This window comes from endosymbiont of Ridgeia piscesae, assembly GCF_001443665.1.
GTDB classification, from domain to species: domain Bacteria; phylum Pseudomonadota; class Gammaproteobacteria; order Chromatiales; family Chromatiaceae; genus Endoriftia; species Endoriftia persephonae.
This window is the reverse complement of sequence record NZ_KQ557136.1, coordinates 38,938-62,143: the sequence shown is the minus strand read 5'-3', so window position 1 is coordinate 62,143 and position 23,206 is coordinate 38,938. Positions and strand designations below refer to the sequence as shown.

General features: G+C 59.5%; 21 protein-coding genes. 16 read left to right on the top strand and 5 right to left on the bottom strand.

What is annotated here, in order from left to right; all coding sequences use genetic code 11:
• Positions 1-81 precede the first annotated feature (81 nt).
• On the bottom strand, positions 82-834 hold the full coding sequence (locus Ga0074115_RS11295; RefSeq protein ID WP_087959772.1) for an IS630 family transposase: 753 nt from the start codon (positions 832-834) through the stop codon (positions 82-84).
• On the bottom strand, positions 822-1,397 hold the full coding sequence (locus Ga0074115_RS11290; RefSeq protein WP_057956518.1) for a hypothetical protein: 576 nt from the start codon (positions 1,395-1,397) through the stop codon (positions 822-824). The genes Ga0074115_RS11295 and Ga0074115_RS11290 overlap by 13 nt, the downstream gene beginning before the upstream one ends.
• 214 nt (positions 1,398-1,611) lie before the next feature.
• Between Ga0074115_RS11290 and Ga0074115_RS11285 the strand changes: the two genes are divergently transcribed.
• The 3 genes from Ga0074115_RS11285 to Ga0074115_RS11275 all read left to right on the top strand — a co-directional run bounded on the left by Ga0074115_RS11285 (position 1,612) and on the right by Ga0074115_RS11275 (position 3,610).
• Positions 1,612-1,830, top strand: a complete 219-nt coding sequence (locus Ga0074115_RS11285; protein WP_057956519.1) for a hypothetical protein — start codon at positions 1,612-1,614, stop codon at positions 1,828-1,830.
• Positions 1,831-2,070: 240 nt separating this feature from the next.
• Complete coding sequence (locus Ga0074115_RS11280; RefSeq protein WP_057956520.1) at positions 2,071-2,979, top strand: phospholipase effector Tle1 domain-containing protein; 909 nt, start codon at positions 2,071-2,073, stop codon at positions 2,977-2,979.
• Between the two features lie 226 nt (positions 2,980-3,205).
• Positions 3,206-3,610 (top strand): SCP2 sterol-binding domain-containing protein, encoded by a 405-nt coding sequence (locus Ga0074115_RS11275; protein WP_057956521.1) that lies wholly within the window; start codon positions 3,206-3,208, stop codon positions 3,608-3,610.
• A 44-nt stretch (positions 3,611-3,654) separates the two neighbouring features.
• Here the strand turns inward: Ga0074115_RS11275 and Ga0074115_RS11270 are convergent, their stop codons facing one another.
• From Ga0074115_RS11270 to Ga0074115_RS11260, 3 genes are all read right to left on the bottom strand, one after another.
• On the bottom strand, positions 3,655-6,903 hold the full coding sequence (locus tag Ga0074115_RS11270; RefSeq protein WP_057956522.1) for an EAL domain-containing protein: 3,249 nt from the start codon (positions 6,901-6,903) through the stop codon (positions 3,655-3,657).
• A 67-nt stretch (positions 6,904-6,970) separates the two neighbouring features.
• Positions 6,971-8,638, bottom strand: a complete 1,668-nt coding sequence (gene ettA / locus Ga0074115_RS11265) for an energy-dependent translational throttle protein EttA (RefSeq protein ID WP_057956523.1) — start codon at positions 8,636-8,638, stop codon at positions 6,971-6,973.
• Positions 8,639-8,980: 342 nt separating this feature from the next.
• Complete coding sequence (locus tag Ga0074115_RS11260) at positions 8,981-11,581, bottom strand: EAL domain-containing protein (protein ID WP_232433060.1); 2,601 nt, start codon at positions 11,579-11,581, stop codon at positions 8,981-8,983.
• A gap of 433 nt (positions 11,582-12,014) precedes the next feature.
• Here Ga0074115_RS11260 and Ga0074115_RS11255 point away from each other — a divergent pair, with 433 nt between their 5' ends.
• From Ga0074115_RS11255 to cheY, 13 genes are all read left to right on the top strand, one after another.
• Complete coding sequence (locus tag Ga0074115_RS11255) at positions 12,015-12,548, top strand: flagellar basal body-associated FliL family protein (protein ID WP_057956524.1); 534 nt, start codon at positions 12,015-12,017, stop codon at positions 12,546-12,548.
• Between the two features lie 4 nt (positions 12,549-12,552).
• Positions 12,553-13,596, top strand: coding sequence for a flagellar motor switch protein FliM (gene fliM / locus Ga0074115_RS11250; RefSeq protein WP_057956525.1), 1,044 nt, complete (start codon positions 12,553-12,555; stop codon positions 13,594-13,596).
• A 16-nt stretch (positions 13,597-13,612) separates the two neighbouring features.
• Positions 13,613-14,014 carry a flagellar motor switch protein FliN gene (gene fliN / locus Ga0074115_RS11245; protein ID WP_057956526.1) on the top strand — a complete coding sequence of 134 codons (402 nt, stop codon included), beginning with the start codon at positions 13,613-13,615 and terminating at the stop codon, positions 14,012-14,014.
• Between the two features lie 10 nt (positions 14,015-14,024).
• Positions 14,025-14,435: a flagellar biosynthetic protein FliO gene (gene fliO / locus Ga0074115_RS11240; RefSeq protein WP_057956527.1), complete on the top strand. Its 411-nt coding sequence runs from the start codon at positions 14,025-14,027 to the stop codon at positions 14,433-14,435.
• Complete coding sequence (fliP, locus tag Ga0074115_RS11235) at positions 14,435-15,169, top strand: flagellar type III secretion system pore protein FliP (RefSeq protein WP_057956528.1); 735 nt, start codon at positions 14,435-14,437, stop codon at positions 15,167-15,169. Before fliO ends, fliP begins: the two co-directional genes overlap by 1 nt.
• A 12-nt stretch (positions 15,170-15,181) precedes the next feature.
• Positions 15,182-15,469 (top strand): flagellar biosynthesis protein FliQ, encoded by a 288-nt coding sequence (gene fliQ, locus Ga0074115_RS11230; protein WP_005959687.1) that lies wholly within the window; start codon positions 15,182-15,184, stop codon positions 15,467-15,469.
• 108 nt (positions 15,470-15,577) lie between these two features.
• Positions 15,578-16,357: a flagellar biosynthetic protein FliR gene (gene fliR, locus Ga0074115_RS11225; protein WP_057956529.1), complete on the top strand. Its 780-nt coding sequence runs from the start codon at positions 15,578-15,580 to the stop codon at positions 16,355-16,357.
• A 3-nt stretch (positions 16,358-16,360) separates the two neighbouring features.
• Positions 16,361-17,494: a flagellar biosynthesis protein FlhB gene (gene flhB / locus Ga0074115_RS11220; protein ID WP_060528524.1), complete on the top strand. Its 1,134-nt coding sequence runs from the start codon at positions 16,361-16,363 to the stop codon at positions 17,492-17,494.
• A 96-nt stretch (positions 17,495-17,590) separates the two neighbouring features.
• Positions 17,591-19,693, top strand: a complete 2,103-nt coding sequence (gene flhA / locus Ga0074115_RS11215) for a flagellar biosynthesis protein FlhA (RefSeq protein ID WP_060528527.1) — start codon at positions 17,591-17,593, stop codon at positions 19,691-19,693.
• An 87-nt stretch (positions 19,694-19,780) separates the two neighbouring features.
• A complete protein-coding gene (gene flhF, locus Ga0074115_RS11210; RefSeq protein ID WP_060528523.1) occupies positions 19,781-21,058 on the top strand; it encodes a flagellar biosynthesis GTPase FlhF in 1,278 nt (425 codons plus the stop codon).
• Positions 21,051-21,932: a MinD/ParA family protein gene (locus Ga0074115_RS11205; RefSeq protein ID WP_060528526.1), complete on the top strand. Its 882-nt coding sequence runs from the start codon at positions 21,051-21,053 to the stop codon at positions 21,930-21,932. The genes flhF and Ga0074115_RS11205 overlap by 8 nt, the downstream gene beginning before the upstream one ends.
• The gene (locus Ga0074115_RS11200; protein ID WP_057957015.1) at positions 21,929-22,678 is read left to right on the top strand and encodes an RNA polymerase sigma factor FliA; all 750 of its coding nucleotides are present in this window, start codon (positions 21,929-21,931) and stop codon (positions 22,676-22,678) included. The genes Ga0074115_RS11205 and Ga0074115_RS11200 overlap by 4 nt, the downstream gene beginning before the upstream one ends.
• A gap of 96 nt (positions 22,679-22,774) precedes the next feature.
• Entirely contained in the window at positions 22,775-23,161 is a 387-nt protein-coding gene (gene cheY, locus Ga0074115_RS11195; protein WP_005959694.1) for a chemotaxis response regulator CheY, read from the top strand.
• Positions 23,162-23,206: the final 45 nt, after the last annotated feature.

Here is a 23,206-nt window from a genome sequence, read left to right as displayed (position 1 = left end):
CACATCTTTCCTTTTCTGATCACGCTGTTCTTTTATCGTAGCCATGGAAAGCAGTATACACTGCCAATACTTTCGGAACGATTAATATCGAGCATTATCAAGAACAACCAGGATAGGCTTGCCGGCATCCTTATGTAACTTCTTCAGAAATTGGATGAATTTCTTTGAATTCATCTTGTCCTCAATGAAGCTGAAGCGCATGTTTCCACGGGGACTGATCGCACTGATCACTTTCAGGCCAAAACGTCCGCCGCTGTTTTTGACCACCGGTGTTTCGCCCTTTTTACCCCAGGTCCGTCCTCGATGGGCATCGCTACGTACCGATGCCTCGTCAACAAAGAAGATATCGGCACCGTTTCTCTTGGCCTGAGCGACTGCTTCCGGAAATGTTTCTGACAGGTACTGTTTGATCTTCTTGGGATCTTGTTTGTAAGACTTGTAGATCGGGCGTTGTGGACTCAATCCCAGGTGCCCCAGTAAACGGCTAACGGAGCTTTTGCTCAGTTTGATATCCAACTCCTTCTGGATGAGTGCTCGCATGGCATTGAGTGTCCAGAGGCAGAAATCAAATTGGTAGTTCATCGGGTTGCCCATGGTCACTGCGTTGTAAATCCATTGCATATCGCCGGCAGAGATCTTTCTTGGACGTCCGCTTCGCGCCTGTTCCTTCAGTGCATCCCATCCGCCTGAGCGGTAAAGGGACAACCAATTAAATATCGTTCTTTCTGGAATATTGTAGATACGCTTCACCAAGTGAACGGGTTCGTGCCGAATGACAATCGCCTCCACTACATCTTTCCTTTTCTGATCACGCTGTTCTTTTATCGTAGCCATGGAAAGCAGTATACACTGCCAATACTTTCGGAACGATTAATACTTTCGTCAATGCTGCTCTCGAGGAGCGCAGCCAGCTGCTCCGTCGCCTCGTTCAGTGCCTGGATGCGCTCCAGCTGTGACTGCTGCTCGGCGCGCAAGGCGGCGCTCTCTTCACGGTGCTTCTTTGAGAGCTGCGCAATCTTTGCGGTGAGCTTCTTGCCCAGGGTGAGGGTGGCCCCCTCCTGCTCAGCGATGCTCAGCTCAAGCTTGCTGGCCACCTCGGTGGTGGCGGCGGAGAGCTTGAGAGTATCTTCCGAGAGGGACTGGAAGGCCTGGGTGAAGTCGGAGGAGAGGGCTTGGTTGCGGCTCTCAGCACTATTCAGGGCCTTGCTGAAATCGTGGTTGCTGCTGTCGAGGTGTTGCTGCAGCTGCTGCAGCGTCTCTTCCAGGTCCGATATCTTGGTGTTGAAATCCCGCGCCCGGGGTTGTGGATCTGAATCCTGATCCAGATGGATCAGGTTTTCTGTGGGTGTGGCGATCTCGGTCGTCTCTTCTGAGGCGACAGACTGTTTTGCTGACATGATTTGATCCTCCAGCCTATTTTGTCCGGGTGCAGGTACCAGCCAATGGGAGTAAAATTCGGCCCGGATTCAACAAAGTAGCATATTATGAAATGTGAATATATGGTGTTTTTCAGGCCCGGGGTGAGGTTTTGCTGCTTTGCCGTGTTCAGAAGCAGACCTCCGCGGCTGATGCCTTGGCTGCCGATCCATTGCTAAACAGGAGATAAGGGGTATGGAGTGGTTGGATCAACTGCCGTTGGGGACACTGGCCATCGGCTGTCTGTTATTGGGGTTTGCGCCATTTTTTCCGGAACCCCACATCTGGGAGAAGCTGAAGATGCTGCGGGCGGGCACCCTGACGCGGGCCATCGATATCTTTGATCTGCTGTTTCACGCTGCCCCGTTTCTATTGCTGTTGCTGAAGCTGGTGAGGATGGGGATGCAGGGCTGACCAGTATCACTGGGATGCCGCATAGGCTTGAAAAACAGTCACTCAATCAGTTCAGCCTCATCGGATTGTCTGATCATAGGGTAAGGATATGTTGGCAGATCCTTGCAGACCATGGATGGCTCTCCTAGGCTTTTAATCGGGAATTAGCTTCATTGCACAAAGGTTGATCGTGGACTGAGGTCGGGGATCCGATCTCGCAGAGAGCATCAGAGGCTCCCTAAGGACCAAGAGGATAACATCATGGCACTCTATGCATTCGATGGTACCGGTAACGAAGACAACCCCGGAGAGGGGGAAGACACTAACGTCCTGAAATTTTTTCGCGCCTACGAGAATGCCTACAGCGGGCCTGGAAAGTGCTTCTACGTAGCAGGTGTGGGCACTCGCTATTCTGTGCTCGGGGACCTCTTCGGCAAGATGCTGGGGATCGGTGGCCACCAGCGTATCGGCGAGGCGATGGACCAGCTCGAAGCGAACTTCCGCAACGGCGATCGCGATATCGACATTATTGGATTCAGCCGTGGCGCCGCGCTGGCGTTGGAGTTTGCCAATGATATCCTGGAAGAGGGGGTGAATGGCGAAGAGGCGCCTACGATTCGCTTCATGGGGCTGTGGGAAACGGTCGCTTCGTTCGGCATCCCAGGCAACCGCATCAACCTGGGTTACGATCTCACTCTGCCCTATATCGTGCAGCATTGCTGTCACGCAATCGCACTGGATGAGCGGCGTCAGTTGTTCCCACTGACCCGGGTGGTGCAGGATGCCTATTCGGACCGGGAGCTACGCGATATCCGTGAGGCCTGGTTCCGTGGCTACCATTCTGATGTCGGTGGTGGCAACAATAATGAAGGCCTCTCCAACATCCCGCTCTACTGGATGTACCAACATGCCCAGCGCCATAAGCTGCCGCTGGATGACGTACAAATCAAGAAAGCCAGCGGCGGCAGCAACTCCTGGGCTGAATGCAAGACTCCAGGAATGGATCGTATGGCGAATAAAAAGCGCACCATCTATGCGACAGATCTGGTCCATAACAGCGTTATGCGACGCACCAAGGCCGGGCGGTTTGCTGCAAACAACCCCCCAGTTGGGCTGTGTGTTGTTGATGATGCGGGGGAGATTGTGGGCAAGGGGTTTGAAAAGCCCTGACGTCTTGTACTTCGTCTCAGATATATCTGGGACGGAGCACAAACGCTAGGTCCGCTGCACAAATATCAGTTGGATTGAGGTGCTGTCCAGGCAGCGGGCAGCCTCGGAGGCTGAGTGGCTACAAAATTCCTGTCTGCTGGCATAAAAAGAACTGTTGCGATAAGCCGCCTGGCCTTGGATATAGTCAAGCAGTCTGAATACAACGACTAACCTGAGGATGTCTGGAATGGCTGAACTTTTTTCTGCTGATTGGATGAACGAACTGAAAGATGCCTGGAACGCTGATCCAGAGGTCAAAGACAAGCTGGCCGAGATCGGTTTCAACTCCACCATCACCTGTGGCTTCAAAGACGAAGAAAAGCCCCGTGGCGTGTTTGTGGTGGTGAACGGCGAGTGTGTGAGTGCCGGTGACTACGCTGGCGAGACGATGGATTGGGACATGCGCGCCAGCCGCGCTGACTGGATGAAGTGGGTGGAGAAGGGTATCGGCATGGCCGGTATGGGCACCGCCTTCGCCATGGGCAAGCTGAAGTTCCTGCAGGGCGACTTCAAAGGCATGCTCAAGGATCCGCGCATGGCGGGCCCCTTCATCAAGAGCTTCGGCCTGATGAAGCAGATCGGCGCCGAATAACTGGCCTCCGTAGAAGCGCCGCTTGTGGCGCTTCTACGCTGTGGCTATAGCCGGAACTCCTTCAGCGGCATCGGCTCCCCAACCCCATAACCCTGCGCATAGTCGACATTTAGCACCCGCAGCTGATTCAGAATAGTCTGATCCTCGGCCCACTCGGCGATCGTCTCCAGCCCCAGGATATGGCCGATCTGGTTGATCGACTCCACCATCGCATAGTCCACCGGGTCGGTGGCCATGTTGCGCACGAAACTGCCGTCGATTTTCAGATAGTCCACCGGTAGTTCCTTGAGGTAACTGTAGGAGGAGAGCCCAGTGCCGAAGTCGTCCAGGGCGAAGCGGCAGCCGAAAGATTTCAGACGTTTGATCATTACCTTGACGTGTTCCAGATTGGCCACCGCCGCGGTCTCGGTGATCTCGAAACAGATGCTGCGAAACGGGATCCGCCACTCGTCGAAGAGTCGCTCCAGATAGTTGAGAAAGCCGTCGTCCGAGAGGGAGGTGCCGGAGAGGTTGATGGCGAACAGAAACTCTCCTGTTTGTTGATTCACCTCGGCCCATTGACGCAGGGTTTCTCCCTGGGTAGTGAAGAGTTCGCTGATGATCCAGCGGTCGATCGCCGGCATCAGGATGTAACGCTCGGCGGCAGGGATGAAATGATCGGGGACTACCGTATCCCCCGCCTCGTCGATCATCCTCACCAGCACCTCATAGTGGCGCTCATCGGCACCGTTGACCGGCACGATCGGCTGCACATAGAGATGGAAACGCCCCTCCTGTAGCGCCTGATTGATGCCGGCCACCAGGTGCATGTCGCCGTGGTGGCGGACCAGCGCGGTATCGCCAGTGTGGTAGATATGGAGCCGGTTGCGGCCCTGCTCCTTGGCCATCTGGCAGGCCACATTGGCGCTGCTGAGGATGCTTGAGGTGCTCTCATCGCCAGGCTTGAAACCGAACAGGCCGATGCTGACTGCGACATCGTAGGAGCGCTCCTGCCAGGAGAAGAAAAAACTGCGAATGGTCTGTAGCAGATTGCTGCTGATCGACTCAGCCCGCTCTACCGAACAGTCGGTGAGGATCACGCCAAACTCGTCGCCGCCGACCCGCCCCAGCAGATCAAATCCCTTCAGCTGCGACTTGATAAGGATCGCCAGCTGGCGCAGCAACTCGTCTCCCGCATCATGGCCGCCAGTGTCGTTGACCAGCTTGAACTGGTCGATGTCCATAAAACAGACCACATGATGGGGACGGGGGCTGGCCGGCGTGCTCAGCAGCACCGCCAGGCGGCGCTCCAGCTCGGCGCGGTTGAGCAGCCCGGTGAGCACATCGTGCTGCGCCAGATAGGCGAGCCGCTGTTCCGCCTCGCGGGATTCGGAGAGATCTTGCATCAGCAGCAGATAGTGGGGGCGCTGATCCAGCTCGAAGGGGCTGAGGGAGAGACGCAACGGGAACTCGTCGCCGTTGCTGCGATAGCCGATCAGCTCGCGGATCCCGCCGTCCTCGGAGAAGCCCCAGTTCGCCAGATACCAGGCGAGGGCGTGCTGCTCGCCGGGTGGTGCACTGGCCTCGAACAACTGCTCGAAACCGACCCCGATCAGATCCTCCTCGAGCCGGCCAAACATCATCTCTGCGGCCGGGTTGAAGAGCTGCACCAGACCGTCATCATCGAGCATGGCGATGCCCTCGGTGGCCGCCTCCACCAGGCTCTGCAGCTTCTGCTCGTTGTCGCGCAACGCCTTTAGTGACTGTTCCCGCTCGGTCACGTCGTTAATGATCAGATAGATCAGCTCAGTGTCGCCGGTGGTGACTGGACCGGCCTGGATCTCCACCTCCCGTTCTCGGCCGGAGGCGAGGCGATGGGTCTCTTGGAAGGTGGTCAGCTGGCCCTGTCGAATCGCGCCGAGCAGCTGGCCCAGTCGCAGCGGTTCTGCCTGGTTGAGGTCATGGAAGCCGAGTGAACGGAGTGTCTCTTCGGGGTATCCGTAGAAGCGGCTGGCGGCGCTGTTGGCCTCGATAATGTCGCCGCAGGTGGCATCGAGGATCAGCTTGATCGCCTGGTTGGTCTCAAACATCTGCCGGTATCGCTGCTCTTTCTCACGCAGCACATCAAGCGCGTTGATCTGTTCGGTGATGTTGGTGGCGGTGCCGGTGGCGCCCTCGATCTCGCCCTTCGGACTGAAGATTGGCAGCGCGTTGAAGCGCATGTGGATATCGCGCCCGTCGCTGGAGGCCAGCCGGGTGATATGGTTTTTCCAGGCGTGGCCGCTGAGCAGGTTGCGCAGCGCCTTGAACTGGTTTTGCAGCTCATCGTCGGGGACGAATTCTAGCAGTGGGCGGCCGATCATCTCTTCTGCGTTCAAGCCAAGGATCGGCCAGGCGGAGTCGTTGATCTGGGTGAGGTAGCCCTTGCGGTCGATCGACCAGATCAGGTCTTCAGAGGTCTCGAGCAGGTTGCGGTAACGTTGCTCTGTGTGGCTGCGCTGGCGCTCTAGGATCATCCAGCGCCGATAGAGCAGCAGGCTCAGGATGCTGCTGAACATAAACAGCAGCAGTGCCTGGCCGGCGCTCCTGTCGAGTGGTGTCAGATCGGGCCGGGGTTGGGCGACAATGCGCCAGCCGATGTCTGGGATGGTGCTGTGGAGCGCCGGCACCGGGTCCGGGGCACCGCCATTGCCGGCCTCCAGCGGCGAGGCTGGTGGTAGCAGCTGCAGCTGATAGTCAGTCAGCTGTTCGTTGTTGATGATGCGGCAGATCGGGCGGCAGAGGAAACGTACGGTAAGCACACCGCTGCCTGCGCCTGAACGGTGCCAGGGCACCATGATCTCGAAGTTGTAACGGTCGCCATCTTGTAGTAGCAGGATCGGTTGCTGACGTCCCAGGGTAAACTGCTTCAGAGTGTAGGTGTGTTGATCATCGAGAAGGCCATCGCTGTTACCGGAGAGTGGTTTGCCTGCGCTGTTGGTAAGCAGAAAGCTCTCCATGTCGGGAAATTGCAGTTGCAGTCGTTTGTGCAGGCGTTGGTGCTGTTGGTCGTTGGCGTGTGTTTCGGCAACTTCGGCCAGCAGGGTTCCCTCCTGCTGGACAAACAGGGCCAGGTTGGCATGGAAGTTACGCAGTTGCAGGGTGATCTCACGAGCGCCACTGCGGACCGCCTGTTGCGCGAGCTTTTGGCGGTGGGCATGGTGCTCTTGGTGCTCATGCCAGACGTAGTAACTGAGCATTGAGGCGAGCATCAGTAGGGTGAGGATGACGAATTGAAAACTCGGCTGCTGCCTCAGATGATGCTGTATCGACAAGGGGGTATCCTCCGCACCGGGCGGGGCTTCTGGCCCCGGCCCAGGTGCGAGACGCTGCGGTCCGATCTCATCCTGAGAGCCGTTTGTATTTGATTCGGTGCGGCTCGATTGCTGCTTCTCCGAGGCGGCGCTTCTTATCCTCCTCGTAGTCCTGGAAGTTGCCCTCAAACCAGACCGTCTGACCCTCATCTTCGAAGGCGAGGATGTGGGTGGCGATGCGGTCGAGGAACCAACGGTCATGGCTGATCACCACCACGCAGCCGGGGAAGGCGAGCAGCGCCTCTTCCAGGGCGCGCAGGGTCTCCACGTCGAGGTCGTTGGTGGGCTCGTCGAGCAGCAGCAGGTTGCCGCCGCGCTGCAGCAGCTTCGCCAGGTGCAGTCGGTTGCGCTCACCGCCGGAGAGGTCGCCGACCCGCTTCTGCTGATCGCTGCCCCTGAAATTGAAGCGGCTCAGCCAGGCCCTGGAGTTGAACTCATAGCGCCCGACGGTGATGATGTCGCGGCCGTCGGAGATCTCTTCCCAGGCGGTCTTGCTGCCGTCCAGGGCGTCGCGGGATTGATCAACGTAGGCGATCTCGACACTCGGGCCGATACGCAGTTCGCCGCCGTCGGGCTGCTCCTCGCCGGTGAGCATGCGGAACAGGGTGGTTTTGCCGGCGCCGTTGGGGCCGATGATGCCGACGATGCCGCCCCGCGGCAGATTGAAGCTAAGCTCATCGTAGAGTACTCGGTCGCCGTAGGCCTTCTTCAGCTGGTTGGCCTCGATCACCAGCTCGCCGAGGCGCTCGCCGGGCGGGATGTAGATCTCGTTGGTTTCGTTGCGGGCCTGGAACTCTTGGCTCTGCAACTCCTCGAAGCGTGCCAGACGTGCCTTGCTCTTGGCGTGGCGCCCCTTGGGGTTGGAGCGCACCCACTCCAGCTCGTGTTTCATGCTCTTGACCCGGGCCACCTCGCTCTTCTGCTCCTGCTCCAGGCGCGCCTCCTTCTGCCCCAGCCAGGAGGAGTAGTTGCCCTCCCAGGGGATGCCGTAGCCCCGGTCCAACTCCAGGATCCAGCCCGCCACGTTGTCGAGGAAGTAGCGGTCATGGGTCACCGCTACCACGGTGCCGCTGTATTCGTGCAGGAAGCGCTCCAACCAGGCCACCGACTCGGCGTCGAGATGGTTGGTCGGCTCGTCCAGCAGCAGCATGTCGGGCTTCTCCAGCAGCAGCTTGCACAGTGCCACCCGGCGCCGCTCGCCGCCGGAGAGGGTGCGCACGTCGGCCTCCCATGGCGGCAGTCGTAACGCATCGGCGGCGATCTCTAGTTGGCGATCGATGTTGTGGCCGTCGCTGGCCTGGATGATGTTCTCCAGCTCCGCCTGTTCTTTGGCCAGGGCGTCGAAATCGGCATCAGGTTCGGCGTAGGCGGCGTAGACTGCATCGAGCCGGGTCAGTGCCTGTTTTACCTCACCCAGCGCATCCTCCAGGTTACCGCGCACATCTTTGCTCTCGTCGAGCTGAGGTTCTTGTGGCAGATAGCCGATCCGGGTGCCTGGCTGGGGGCGTGCCTCTCCCTCGATGTCGCTATCGATCCCGGCCATGATCCGCAGCAGGGTTGATTTGCCCGAACCGTTGAGACCGAGTACGCCGATCTTGGCGCCAGGAAAGAAGGAGAGGGAGATATCGCGCAGGATCTCGCGCTTGGGTGGGACGATCTTGCCCACCCGGTTCATGGTGTAGATGTATTGGGCCATGGTCTCGGTCTTGGATTCCAGAAAAGAGAAAGGACAGGCGACGATTTTCGCACAAATCGGCGGCGGGCATCACCAGAGATGTAGGTTGGGGTGAGGAACAAATCCCAACTGATGCCTACCGCCAGCCAATCACCTGTAGGTGCGGCTTCAGCCGCACTTGTTTGTCCGGCTAAAGCCGCACCTACGAGGGTCCGATTATCCTCGTCACACCGCTCTGCGGTGTGGCGTACCTTAAGCATTCTTACCGAGGCCAGCTTGACCCCGCATGAGCTGTCGAGGCTGGACAAGGGAGAGATCATCCCGCTTCCCTCCGAGGAATCCGCAGCGGAGCTGGCGGGGACATCACCCAGTGGTGAACAGTGGTAATTTGCAGGCCTGCAGCAACTCATCGACTTCCTCCCGGGGTACCGGGTGCGAATAGTAGAACCCCTGTCCCAACTGACAGCCCATGGCGGCTAGGGCCTGGGTCTGGGCCTCGGTTTCGATACCCTCGGCCACCACCTCCATTTGGAACCCATGGGCGATGCGGATAATGCTCGCCACCAGTGCGGACTGGGCGGTGTCATTCAGGAAACCGGCGACGAAACTGCGGTCGATCTTGAGCACCTGGGCTGGCAGGCGGTGGAGATAGGCCAGTGAGGAATAACCGGTTCCAAAGTCGTCCAGAGCGACCTTGAAGCCCATCCCGCGCAGGCGATTCAGCACCTGCCCCGCGGATTCGGGGTCGCGCAGCAGTAGGCTCTCAGTGATCTCTAGGCGAATCTGCTCCGGCCTCACTCCGGCCGCCTTAGTGGTAGACAACAGACAGTCCATGAAATCACCTTGGGCAAAATGCTTGCAGGAGAGGTTCACCGCCAGATGGAGACTATCCATGGTTTCTGCGGCAAAGCGGCTGCGCCAGTCCACTAGGGCCGCGCAGGCCTGCTCCAGCATGTGGCGGTCGATGTCGCGCACTATCCCGGCCTCTTCCGCGGCGGGAATGAATTCCCCCAGGGAGATTATGCCTCGCTCGGGGTGGCGCCAGCGTGCCAGTACCTCGAAGCCGTGGATGGTCCCGCCGGTCAAGTCCACGATGGGTTGGTACCAGGCCTCGATCTGGCCCTCGACGACGGCGGCCCGCAGGTCCTGCTCCAAGGTCAGGACTTGCTGTGCGGCACTGTGCATCCCCACATCAAAGATCACGGTACGCCCCGTGCCCTCGGCTTTGGCCTGGTACATCGCGGTGTCGGCGTCGCGCAGCAGGCCATCGGGGCTTAGCTCCAGGGTATCGGTGAAGGCGATACCGATGCTGGTGGAGGTGGTCACCCTGCGTCCATCAAGATTAAACGACTCTTCCAAGGCACGGTGGATACGCTCGGCGATATGGGTGACGGTGGCTGGGTTAGCGACCTCTTCCAGCAACACTGTGAACTCGTCCCCTCCTAGGCGCGCCACGGTGTCCTGGGGACGGACGCAGCCTGCAATGCGTCGCGCCGCCTCGCTCAGCAACCGGTCCCCATGATCATGCCCCAAGGCATCATTGATGGTTTTGAAGCGATCCAGGTCGAGAAACATCACCGCCGAAAGGACCTCCCCTTGACCTCGCCCCCCCCCCAAATGATGGCGCAGGCGATCCAGGAACAGGCTACGGTTGGGCAGGCCGGTCAGCTCATCGTAAAAGGCCTGGTGCTCCAGACTCTGGCGGGCGAGGTGGCGCTCAATCAGATTGCCGAGGATGTCGGCCACCGAGGTTAGGAAGAGCTGCTCCTGCTGGTCCCGGACATGACCCTCGGCGATATAGAGAGTAAATACGCCAAGCAGGCGTTCGCCGCTGTGGATGGGCATGCAGTAGTGGCCGTGGGCAGTCATGTTGGGATAACGGGTCTCGTGGCGCTCGTCCACGCAACCTGCGAACACCAGCTCGCGCGTGCTAGCGGCCCGCCCGCAGAGGCAGTGGCCGAAGGAGATCTGGGCGCAGGCATCGAGCAAGACGGGGGCCAGCCCTACCTGTGCAGCCATGTGCAGGCTCTCAGTCTCGGGATCCGCCAGGAACACCGCCCCCCTGGGCTCCAGGTCGGCCAGGGAGCTACGTGTGGTCACCTCCAGGATGCGGTGCAGACGCGATTCGAAGGGCATCTCCGCGAGGGAGATCTCGAGGATATCGCCCAAGGTGCGCTCATTGTCCAGTTCGCGCTTCAGTTTGCCCTCCATGGCCACACGCTGCCGTGCCCATCGCCCGGTCAGGACGTAGCCCCAGATGCCTCCCCCCAGCCCGAGGAACCAGATCAGGCCATAACCCAGCCAGACGCCCATGCGCTGTCGGGCCATGATTGCCTGCAAGGGGTCCAGGGGAACCCTCACCGAGAGTCCACCGAGGATTTCGCCGGTCTTCACGCCCTGTCCCCGATGGCAGTCCAGGCACTCTGCCGAGGCGATGCGTGGTCGCAGTTCGCGCCACCAACGTTTGCCCTCCTCGATCACCATCTCCCCCCACTCCGATGCTCCGGAGCGAATGCGATGCAGGGCCTCTCGCTCCCAGGTGTCTGGGGCGTTTTTTTCGGATAGGGGATCGATGGCGACGGCCCGCACCCGCACCCGGTCACGGCCCGGCGTCATCTCGTCTACCAACCTGATCAGGTAGGAGGAGTTCACCAGGGTGAGTGTTCCGCTATTTGGACCAGGGATGTCCCGGTAGGAGAGGTGGGCGAGGAAGGGGTTGGGCTCCACCCCCTTGGCCACGGGTACGTAGATCCCACCGACATGGGTTACGAAATAGCGCATGGCGGCCTGGGTTTCCAGTGCCGCTCGCGCCTGATTGCGCCCTTCGTCCAACAGAACCCCCCCCTGCTGCCACAGGTTCCAGGCCAGGGTCCCACCGAGCGCGAGGGTCCAGAGTATCGCTGCGGCGAGGCCCAAGATACGGCGGCGTTTAGTGGAAACGCGTAAGGAAGGATCGTTGGTCATAATGTCGACTGCTCGGCTGGGCATCCCTTACTTTGACTGATGTTATGAGCTAGCGGCATGGCGTGGCACGCAGTTCTCGAGACTCACAACCGCCCAGTGTGGATGATGAGGTATAGGATGTCCATTCCCAGAGATGAAGTAGGGATTCGGGCACGAGCGTTGATCAAGAGGGTCGATGAGATAATTGTCTCTCGCTTTTGTTGATGCTTAGCACGCTTCCATCATGGTGCATTGTGACGCCGATTAGGAAGTGAGGGGAGGCCATCTCATCGACTCCCTTACCCTGCCGTTATTTTGCCGGTCGTCCACTCATCTCTTGTCAATAAACCGGCATTGGCTGCCATGCTTCGTCTAACTCCATGACAAATCCACTAATTCTCTGCTGGCACTCATTTTGCATCTGGATTGTCGAAACAATCTTGGGGAGTGGGCAATGGCCAAAGATGCGGCAAAAGAGGATCTGGAGCTGGGCGATGAGAAGCCCGGCAAGAAGAAGCTGATCATCATCATCGCGGTGGCGGCGGTATTGCTGTTGGGTGGTGGTGCGGCGGCCTATTTTCTGCTGATGGGCGATGAGGCGCCGACAGAGGAAGAGGTGGCGCAGGAGCAGGAACAGGCCAAGGAGGAGGGGCCTGCAGCGGAGGTCGAGAAGGGGCCGCCGCAGTATCACGCCCTCGATCCGGTGTTTGTCGTCAATCTTCCGGGCAAGCCGAGCCTGATACAGGTCGGCGTGACCGTGCGGGTGCGCAGCGACCAGATGGTCGAGTTTCTCAAGCATAACGACCCGATGATTCGCCACCACTTTCTCGACCTGCTCGGAGCGAAGGATGGCAAGGTGCTGAAGAACCGTGAGGCGAAGGAAGCGCTGCAGCAGGAGATGCTCGACAAGCTCAACGGCATCGTCAAGGAGCTGGATGGACCGGGCGAGGTCGAGGCCCTCTATTTCACCAACTTTGTGATGCAGTGATCTGATGAGTACCAACGATCTGCTCTCACAAGAAGAGATCGATGCTCTGCTACATGGCGTCGACAGCGGCGATGTCAGCACCGAGGCCGAGGTCGAGGTGGATGCTGGGGGGATCTCGAGTTACGACTTCGCCAGTCAAGACAGGATCGTGCGTGGGCGTCTTCCGACCCTGGAGATGATCAACGAGCGTTTTGCCCGCCACTTCCGCACCAGTCTTTTCAATATGCTGCGCCGCTCCGCAGATATCTCGGTCTCCGGGGTGCAGATGCAGAAGTTCTCCGAGTTCGTCCACAGTCTGTTTGTGCCGACCAGCCTGAACATTGTGCGCATGCGTCCGCTGCGTGGCAAAGCCTTGATCGTGATCGACCCCAAGCTGGTGTTTGCGGTGGTGGACAACTACTTCGGTGGCACCGGGCGCTTCCACACCAAGGTTGAGGGACGCGACTTCACCCCCACCGAGCTGCGGGTGATCCAGCTGCTGCTGAAGCAGGCGTTCGGTGATCTGCAGGGGGCCTGGAAGCCGGTGTTTCATGTGGAGTTCGAGTACGACAGCTCCGAGGTCAACCCACAGTTTGCCAATATCGTCAGCCCCTCCGAGGTGGTAGTGGTGACCAGCTTCCATATCGACCTGGAGAACAGCGGCGGTGATTTCCACATCTGCCTGCCCTATTCGATGCTGGAGCCGATCCGTGAGCTGCTCGATGCGGGTGTGCAGAGCGACCGGGGTGAGCGGGATGAGCGCTGGGAGCGCTCCCTGCGCGAGGAGATCCTCGGTGCCAAGATCGAGCTCAAAAGCATCCTCACCGAGACCAGCGTGACCCTACGTGAGCTGTCGAAGCTGGACAAGGGGGACATCATCCCGATTGAGCTGCCAGAGGAGGTGGAGGTGACCGCTGCCGAGGTGCCGGTCTTCCGCGGCAAGCTGGGGGTCTCCGATGGCAACTATTCGGTGCGCATCTCGAAGTGGATCAAACCGAAACGGCAGGAGGCGCTGCACGAATATCTTGAGTATGAAGCGGATTCTGCAGCCGGATCCGCAGCGGAATAGAGACAGGACTTGAAGCATGAGTGATACAGAAAATAGCGAGCAGGGTGCTGAAGTGGTCGGCGACGAGTGGGCCGAGGCTCTGGAAGAGCAGAGTGGCAGTGAAGGCGGTGCAAATCTGCCGGCGGTGAATGACGCGGAGGATGAGGCTGATGCCGAAACAGTCAGCCTGGATGCGATTCTTGATGTGCCGGTGATCATCTCGATGGAGATCGGTCGCACCAAAATCAACATCCGCAATCTGCTCCAGCTCAATCAGGGCTCGGTGGTGGAGCTCGACCGGCTCGCCGGCGAGCCGATGGATGTGCTGGTCAACGGTACTCTGATCGCCCAAGGCGAGGTGGTGGTGGTGAATGAAAAGTTTGGCCTGCGTCTGACCGACATCATCAGCCCTGCCGAGCGGGTCAAGCGGCTTAGCTAGGGGCCCTCTAATGATCCGCCTCAGCGCAATCCCTCTATTTTTATGCAGCCTGCTGGCGACGGCGGCGGAGGCCCCGGGCGGCAAGGTGGGCGGCGCGATGCTTGAGCCGATGTCTGCGACACAACTGCTGGAGACCGCCGGTGGTCTGTTGCTGGTGCTGTTGTTGATCTTTGGTGCAGCCTGGCTGTTGAAACGCTACGGCCAGCTGCCCAGCGGCAGCAAGGGGCTGGTGCGGGTGGTAGGCGGTGCCTCGCTGGGCCCGCGGGAGCGGGTAGTGGTGGTCGAGGTGGAAGGGGTGCGATTGCTGCTTGGCGTCGCGCCGGGGCGGGTGGAGAGACTACATCTGCTTTCGAGTAGTGGGGAGAAGGGCGGGCAACCCTTCGAGAAAGAATTGAGTAAGGCGGTGGAGGAGCAGTCGTGATGAGGGCCGGAGTATTGCTGATCGGACTACTCTTGAGCCTCGGCCTGCAGGCGGCCCCCGGGGTGGAGGCGGTGACCGTGACCCAGGATGCCGGTGGGGTGCAGACCTATACCCTGAGCATCCAGGTGCTGCTCTTCATGACGGCGCTGAGCCTGATCCCCGGCGCGTTGATGATGATGACCTCGTTCGCCCGCATCATTATCGTGCTGGCGATCCTGCGTCAGGCGCTGGGCACACAGAGCACCCCCAACAACCAGATCCTGGTCGGCATCGCACTGTTTCTTACCATCTTCATCATGATGCCGGTCTTCAAAGAGGTGAATACAGTGGCGATCCAGCCCTACCTGGAGGATCGGCTGACTACGATGCCTGCGCTGCAGGCGGCGGCCCAGCCGGTGCGGGAGTTCATGCTGGCGCAGACTCGTGAGGACGATCTGGCGATGTTTGCCCGTATCGGCAACTACGGCGAACTGCAGAGTCCGGCGGATGTGCCATTTTCACTGCTGCTGCCGGCCTTTGCCACCAGCGAGCTGAAGACCGGCTTCCAGATCGGCTTCCTGCTCTTCATTCCGTTTTTGGTCATCGATGTGGTGGTGGCCAGCGTGCTGATGTCGATGGGCATGATGATGCTCTCGCCGATGATCATCTCGCTGCCGTTCAAGATCATGCTGTTTGTGCTGATCGATGGCTGGGCGCTGGTGTTTGGCACCCTGGCGAGCAGTTTTCAGGTCTAGCGGAGGCAGAGTATGGATCCGGATACCGTCATCACTATCGGCCAGCAGACAATGCAGGTAATCGGCTCGATCATCGCGGTGGTGTTGCTGCCAGCGTTGGCGGTCGGGTTGATCGTCGCCACCTTCCAGGCAGCGACCCAGATCAACGAGATGACCCTTACCTTCATCCCCAAACTGGCGGTGGTGGGTATGGTGCTGATGGTTGCCGGGCCCTGGATGTTGCGCACCATGACCGATTTTGCCCGCACCTTGATCGAGAGCATCCCGGAACTGATCTCAATGGGGGTGGGAGGCTTATGAGTGCATGTGCAGTCGCTGCGGCGTCTGCGCACCTGCCAGGGAGGGTGGGATTTTTTCCGGCAGTGGTGGCCATGTGATGGCCGGCGATGCTTGAGGTTGGGTAGAGCGATGTCATTTAGCGAAGCGCAATTGGATGCCTGGATTGGGGCCTGGCTCTGGCCGCTGCTACGCATCGGCGCCATGTTGATGGCGGCGCCGGTGTTCAGCTCACGCCAGGTGCCGGTGCGATTTCGGCTCGCTCTGGCGGTGTTCATCACTTGGGTGGTGGCGCCGACCCTGCCGCCGATGCCGAGCATCGATGTGATCGGTTACCCTGGTTTTATCATCATGCTGCAGCAGATCCTGGTCGGTGTAGTGATGGGCTTCCTGCTGCAGATGGTGTTTGCCGCGCTAGTGTTCGGTGGCCAGGTGATGGCCTACAGCATGGGGCTCGGTTTCGCCTCCATGGTCGATCCGCAAAACGGTGTGCAGGTGCCGGTGCTGGCCCAGTACTACCTGATCCTGGCGAGCTTCATCTTTCTCTTTCTCGGTGGCCATCTGCTGCTGATCGAACTGCTGGTGGACAGCTTTCAGACTTTGCCGGTGGCGCTGGACGGCATCAACCGCAACGGCTTCCGTGAGATCGTCGCCTGGACCAGTCGGATGTTCGCCGGCGGCCTGCTGATCGCACTGCCGATGGTCAGCGCGATGTTGATGGTTAACATCGGCATGGGCGTGGTGATGCGCGCCGCGCCCCAACTCAACATCTTCTCCGTGGGTTTCCCGATCACCATACTGTTTGGTTTCGCACTGGTCTGGGTGACCCTGCCGAATGTACTGAGTGTCTTCGCCAATATTTTGGAGGAGGGCTTCCAACTGGTAATGCGGCTGCTGGCCGTAACGAGGTGAACTATGGCCGAAAATAAGGACGGCCAGGAAAAAACAGAACAACCGACAGCGAAACGCATGAGCGACTCGCGGCGCAAGGGGCAGGTGCCGCGCTCACGGGAGCTCAACACCATGGCGGTGACCCTCGGTGGGGTGATTACTCTGGTGATGATGAGCGGTCACTTCGCGAAGGAGCTGCGTGACATCATGAGCAGCGGCTTCACCATCAGTCGGCAGGAGATCTTCGATGTCAGCAGCATGCTGGTGCGCCTGACGGAGAGTCTGCAGAGCGCCTTCATGATGCTGCTTCCCTACTTCCTGGTAATGGTCGTGCTGGCGGTGGCCAGTTCGGTGGTACTGGGTGGGTTGGCGGTCAGCAGTGAAAACCTGATGCCGAAGCTGAGCAAGTTGAGTCCGCTGAAGGGCATCAAGCGGATGTTCTCCGCCAAGGCGCTGATCGAGGTGGTGAAGGCGATCGCCAAGTTTGTGCTGATCGGCGGGCTGACTGTTTTGCTGTTGTGGAACACTCTGGAGAACTACCTGCAGCTGCACGAAATGGACCTGCACCAGGGCTTCGATCTGATCAGTAGTCTGGTCGGCTGGTCGGTGATCCTGCTCGCCTCGACCCTGATCCTGATCGCCGCCATCGACGTGCCGTTTCAGCTCTGGGATCACACCCGGCAGTTGAAGATGACCCGCCAGGAGGTGCGCGATGAGATGAAGGAGACCGAGGGTCGCCCCGAGGTGAAGAACCGGATCCGCAGCCTGCAGCGAGAGATGGCGCAGCGGCGCATGATGGAGGAGGTGCCGAAGGCGGATGTGGTGGTGACCAACCCGACCCACTATGCAGTGGCGCTGCGCTACGACCAGGATCGCATGCAGGCGCCAAAGTTGGTGGCCAAGGGCAGCGAACTGGTGGCGTCAAACATCCGCCAGGTGGCCGGGGAGTCGCAGGTGCCGATCATCGAGTCGCCGATGTTGGCCCGCGCCATCTACTTCAGCACCGAGCTGAACGAGTCGATTCCCGCCGGGCTCTATCTGGCGGTCGCCAAGCTGCTCGCCTACGTGTTTCAGCTGAAGGCCTATGACGAATTTGGTGGTGAGCCGCCCGAGGTGCCGGAGGATCTGCCGGTGCCGGAAGATCTTCGGCACGACTGATGCGTGGAGGACAAATAGGTCGGGCCGTACCCGACATGCGGTGCTGGCAATGTATGGATGTGACGGTCATGGGCTGCCCTATTTCAGGTTGATATGATGGACGCAACAGCGATTCTCGATAATGTGAAGCAGGTGGGAGCCCGCGGTCTGGGTGCCCCGCTGGTGGTGGTGATGCTGCTGTCGATGGTGGTGATCCCGCTGCCGCCGTTCCTGCTCGACCTCTTCTTCAGCTTCAATATTGCCCTCTCGCTGGTGGTGCTGCTGGTGGTGGTCTACACTCGCCGGCCGCTGGAGTTTGCGGTGTTTCCCAGCCTGCTGCTGATCGCCACCCTGCTGCGACTGGCGCTGAACGTTGCCTCGACCCGGGTGGTGTTGCTGGAAGGACATCATGGCGGTGATGCGGCCGGCAAGGTGATCGAGGCGTTCGGCGCGTTTGTCATCGGCGGCAACTATGCGGTGGGTCTGGTGGTCTTCCTGATCCTGGTGATCATCAACTTCGTGGTGGTCACCAAGGGCGCCGGTCGGGTCGCGGAAGTGAGCGCCCGCTTCACCCTGGATGCGATGCCGGGCAAGCAGATGGCGATCGATGCCGATCTCAACTCTGGGCTGATCGATCAGGATGAGGCGCGCGCACGGCGCATCGAGATCTCGTCGGAGTCGGAGTTCTACGGCTCGATGGATGGCGCTAGCAAGTTTGTGCGGGGTGACGCCATCGCCGGCATCCTGATCCTCTTCATCAATATCATCGGTGGTCTCGCCATCGGCATGGCGCAGCACGGCCTCGATTTCTCCACGGCGCTGCAAAACTATGTGTTGCTGACCATCGGTGATGGTCTGGTGGCACAGATCCCCTCACTACTGCTTTCGACCTCGGCGGCGATCATCGTCACTCGGGTCGCCAGCAGCGAGGATGTGGGCGGGCAGATCATCACTCAGCTGTTCGCCTCGCCCAGGGCATTGGCGGTAGCGGCCTCGGTACTGTTGCTGATGGGGATCATCCCCGGTATGCCTAACTTCGTCTTTCTGCTGTTCGCCGCCGCAGCGGGTGGTGGTGCCTGGATGCTCCACCAGCGCCAACAGCAGGCGGCGGAGGAGGTGCAGGTGCCCGCCACCTCGGAGCCGTCGCCGGAGCAGCGCGAGCTGACCTGGGACGATGTGCAGCCGGTGGATGTGATCGGCCTGGAGGTGGGCTACCGGCTGATTCCGCTGGTCGATCGCAACCAGGGTGGGCAGCTGATGAATCGTATCAAGGGGGTGCGGCGCAAGCTCTCTCAGGAGATGGGTTTCCTGATCCCCTCGGTGCATATTCGTGACAATCTGGACCTTTCGCCCAACGCCTATCGCATCACCATTAACGGCGTGATCAGCGCCGAAGCGGAGATCTTTCCCGACCGTGATCTGGCGATCAATCCTGGGCGGGTGTTTGGTGAGTTGCAGGGCACCTCCACCAAAGATCCCACCTTTGGTCTGGATGCGGTCTGGATCGACCATGAGCAGCGCGACCATGCCCAGACGTTGGGCTACACGGTGGTCGATGCCAGCACAGTGGTGGCGACCCATCTGAGCGAGATCCTGCACAACCAGGCCCATGAGTTGTTGGGTCATGAAGAGGTGCAGCAGTTGCTAGACTCGCTCGGCAAGACCGCGCCGAAGCTGGTGGAGGATCTGGTGCCCAAGCTGCTCTCCCTGAGTGTGGTGCTGAAGATCCTGAAGATCCTGCAGAACCTGCTGGCGGAACATATTCCGATCCGCGACATCCGCACGATTGCCGAAACCTTGGCGGACCAGGCGCCAAGAAGTCAGGATCCTGTCATTTTGACGGCGGCAGTCAGGGTTGCGCTCTCTCGAGGTATCGTCCAGCAACTCATTGGTTCTAATACGGAAATTCCCGTGGCGGTGCTTGAGCCGGGTCTGGAACAGATATTGCAGCAGACGTTGCAGACCTCGGAAGAGGGGCAAGCTGGGTTTGAACCTGGCTTGGCAGAGCGGCTACAGACGGTGCTGGCCGAGACCAGCTCCAGCATGGAGGCAGAAGGAATGGAGAGCATTTTGTTGGTGGCAGCACCGATCCGCGCCTGGATGGCGCGCTTCGCCAAACATGCGGCCCCGGGCATGCACATCCTCTCCTACAACGAGATTCCGGACAACCACCAGGTGAAAGTGGTGTCGACTATCGGCGGAAACCATGCGGAAACCTAACAGACAGGCTGGGACAGAAAAGGGGAGCAAGCCATACAAGGCTAGCGTTCCTTTGAATGGACGGCCTGTCCAGAAGGATTGTGGACGATGAAGATCAAGCGGTTTTTTGCTCCCGACATGCGAACTGCCCTGCGCAAGGTGCGTGAGACGCTCGGTTCAGATGCGGTGATCCTCTCCAATAAGCGGGTGGATGGCGGTGTCGAGCTGGTGGCGGCGATGGACTACGACGAGGCGGCATTCACGCCCGAGCCTGAGCCCGAGCCACCGGCGATGGCGGATGTTCGCCCCCTGAGGCCGCCACAGTCGGAAGTGCCGAAAAATGAACCCTATATCGGCGAGCGGCGTGAGCCGCCGGCACAGACACTGAAGCTCGATCAGCTGCGTCGCCAGCGTCAGCCTGCGGCCAAGCGGGTGGAGTGGAGTCAGGATCCGCTGCTGCAGGAGATGCGCCGTGAGATGTCCGAGCTGCGTCGGATGATGGAGCTGGAGCTCTCCGAGCTGACCTGGCGTGACCTGGGGGAGCGATCACCGCAGAAACAGGAGCTGATGCGGCAACTGATGGAGTTGGGGCTGAGTGCCGATCTCTGCCGCAAGCTGGCCGAGCGGGTCGATGCAACGGAGAGCCCGGAGCAGGCCTGGCGGCAGGCGATGTTCCACCTCATCGGCGAACTGCCGGTGATGGATGGGGATATGTTGGAGCAGGGCGGCGTGATTGCCCTGGTGGGGCCGACCGGGGTGGGCAAGACCACCAGTATCGCCAAACTGGCGGCGCGTTTCTGTCTGCGCCAGGGTTCCAGAAGTCTGGCGCTGATCACCTGTGACAGCTATCGCATTGGTGCCCAGGAGCAGCTGCATAACTATGGCCGGATCCTCAATGTGCCGGTGCGTTCAGCCACCAGCGCGGATGAATTGAGCGATGCGCTGCACACCTTCTCAGGCAAGCGACTGGTGCTAATCGATACAGCGGGCATGAGTCAGCGAGATCTGCAGTTCAGTGAACGACTTTCGTTGATCACCGCCGGTAACCATCCGGTGACGACCCTGCTGACCCTCTCCGCCACCACTCAGCGTGCCGCGATGAACCATGCGGTGAACGCCTTCCGTGTCGCCAATCCGGTGGGGGTGGTGTTAACCAAGATGGATGAGGCGGCATCCCTGGGCGGGGTGTTCAGTACCCTGATCGAGGCCGGGTTGCCGCTTGCCTTTACCACTGATGGGCAGCGGGTGCCGGAGGATCTACATCTGGCAAGGGCTCACACGCTTGTCAGTCAAGCCATTGAACTCGCCCAGGAGGCAGGGGAGGTGCTGGATGAGGCCTACCTGGCTCTCGCATTTGGAGGAACGGGTGAACATGCTCATGTCTGATCAGATCGAAGACCAAGCCGCCGGGTTACGCCGCATGGTGAATCCCGAGCCGGTGCGGGTGATTGCCGTGACTGGCGGCAAGGGTGGGGTTGGCAAGACTAATATCTCGGTCAATCTGGGGGTGGCGATGGCGGAGATGGGGCGGCGCGTGATGTTGCTGGATGCGGATCTCGGGCTGGCCAATATCGATGTGATGCTCGGTTTGCATCCCGAGTTCGATCTCTCCCATGTGATGCGCGGCGAGCGCCGCCTGGAGGAGATCCTGGTGACTGGCCCCCACGGCATGAAGGTGGTGCCGGGGGCCTCCGGTGTGCAAAAGATGGCCGAACTGAGTACCGCACAGCATGTCGGTCTGATCAATGCTTTCAGTGAGTTGGCCAACGATGTCGATGTACTGCTGATCGATACCGCTGCCGGGATCTCCGACCAGGTGGTCAGTTTTAGTCGTGCGGCGCAGGAGGTGGTGGTGGTGGTCTGCGATGAGCCGGCCTCGATTACCGATGCCTATGCCATCATCAAGCTGCTCAACCGAGAACACGGTGTCAGTCGTTTTCGGGTGCTCGCCAACATGGTGAGAACGGTGCAGGAGGGGCGTGATCTCTACAATAAGATGTGTCGGGTCACCGACCGTTATCTGGATGCGATGCTTAGCTACATGGGCAGCATTCCTTATGACGAACAGCTACGTAAAGCGGTCAAAGCTCAACGGCCGGTGGTGGATAGTTTCCCGCGTTCAAAGGCTGCACAGGCATTCAAGAATCTGGCGAAGAAGGCCGATACTTGGCCGCTCCCCACCGGGGTTAGTGGCGATCTGCAGTTTTTTGTTGAGCGTCTGATCCAGTTTTCAAGTCAATACGGGGAGAGTGCAAGGTGAACGGCTTGGCGAGTTACACGGCCATTCAGAACGATCAGGGGCACGATGATCTGGTGACCCGGCATGCGGGGCTGGTGAAGCGCATCGCCTATCATCTGATGAGCCGTCTGCCGCCGAATGTGCAGGCAGATGATCTGATCCAGGCGGGCATGCTGGGGCTGCTGGAGGCGAGCCGCAACTACGACCCCACCCAGGGTGCCAGTTTTGAGACCTATGCGGGGATTCGCATCCGTGGCTCGATGATCGATGAGATCCGTCGCAGTGACTGGACGCCCCGCTCGGTACACCGCAAGGCGCGCATGGTCTCTGATGCAATGCGCGAGATCGAAAATGCAGAGGGGCGGGATGCCCGGGATGTTGAAGTGGCTGAGGCGCTCAACCTGTCACTTAAGGAGTATCACCAGATCCTGAAGGATTCCACCGGCTCGAGGGTCTTTAGCCTGGATGAGCTGACCGCGGTTGGCGAGATCAACATCACCCCTGCCACCGGCAAGAATACCTATGAAGGGCCGTTTGAAGGGCTGCAGAAAGATGCGTTTAAGAATGCGCTGGCGGAGGCGATAGCCGGTCTGCCGGAGCGTGAACGGTTGGTGATCTCCATGTATTACGACGACGAACTCAATCTGAGAGAGATAGGCCAGGTGCTTGGTGTGAGTGAATCCCGGGTCTGCCAGATCCACAGTCAGGCTACGCTACGTTTGCGTTCGCGTCTGAGCGAGTGGCTGACTTTGGTGGAAGAGGAGTGAGTCTCAATGGTCGGAACAGAACGGTTTGGGGGGAAGTCAATGCTGCAACGCACTTCTTCCAGTCTTACAGTGGCGACACAGTGATGGGAGGTTGCCTTGGATAAAAATATGAAGATTCTCATTGTGGACGACTTCTCCACCATGAGGCGCATCATCAAGAACCTGTTACGGGATCTGGGCTTTACCAATACCCATGAGGCCGATGACGGGACCACCGCGTTACCGATGCTGCAGAACGGGAACTTTGATTTCCTGGTTAGTGACTGGAACATGCCAGGCATGACCGGTATCGATCTTCTCAAAGCGGTGCGTGCCGATGCCAAGCTTGCCGCTTTGCCGGTATTGATGGTGACTGCCGAATCGAAGCGAGAGCAGATCATCGAAGCAGCGCAGGCGGGGGTCAACGGCTATGTGGTTAAGCCATTTACCGCAGCGACTTTGGAAGAAAAGATCAACAAAATCTTCGAACGTATCGAAGGTTGATGTACTCCAGGGACAGCTAGCGTTGGCGAATGTGTCGTTTGCGTC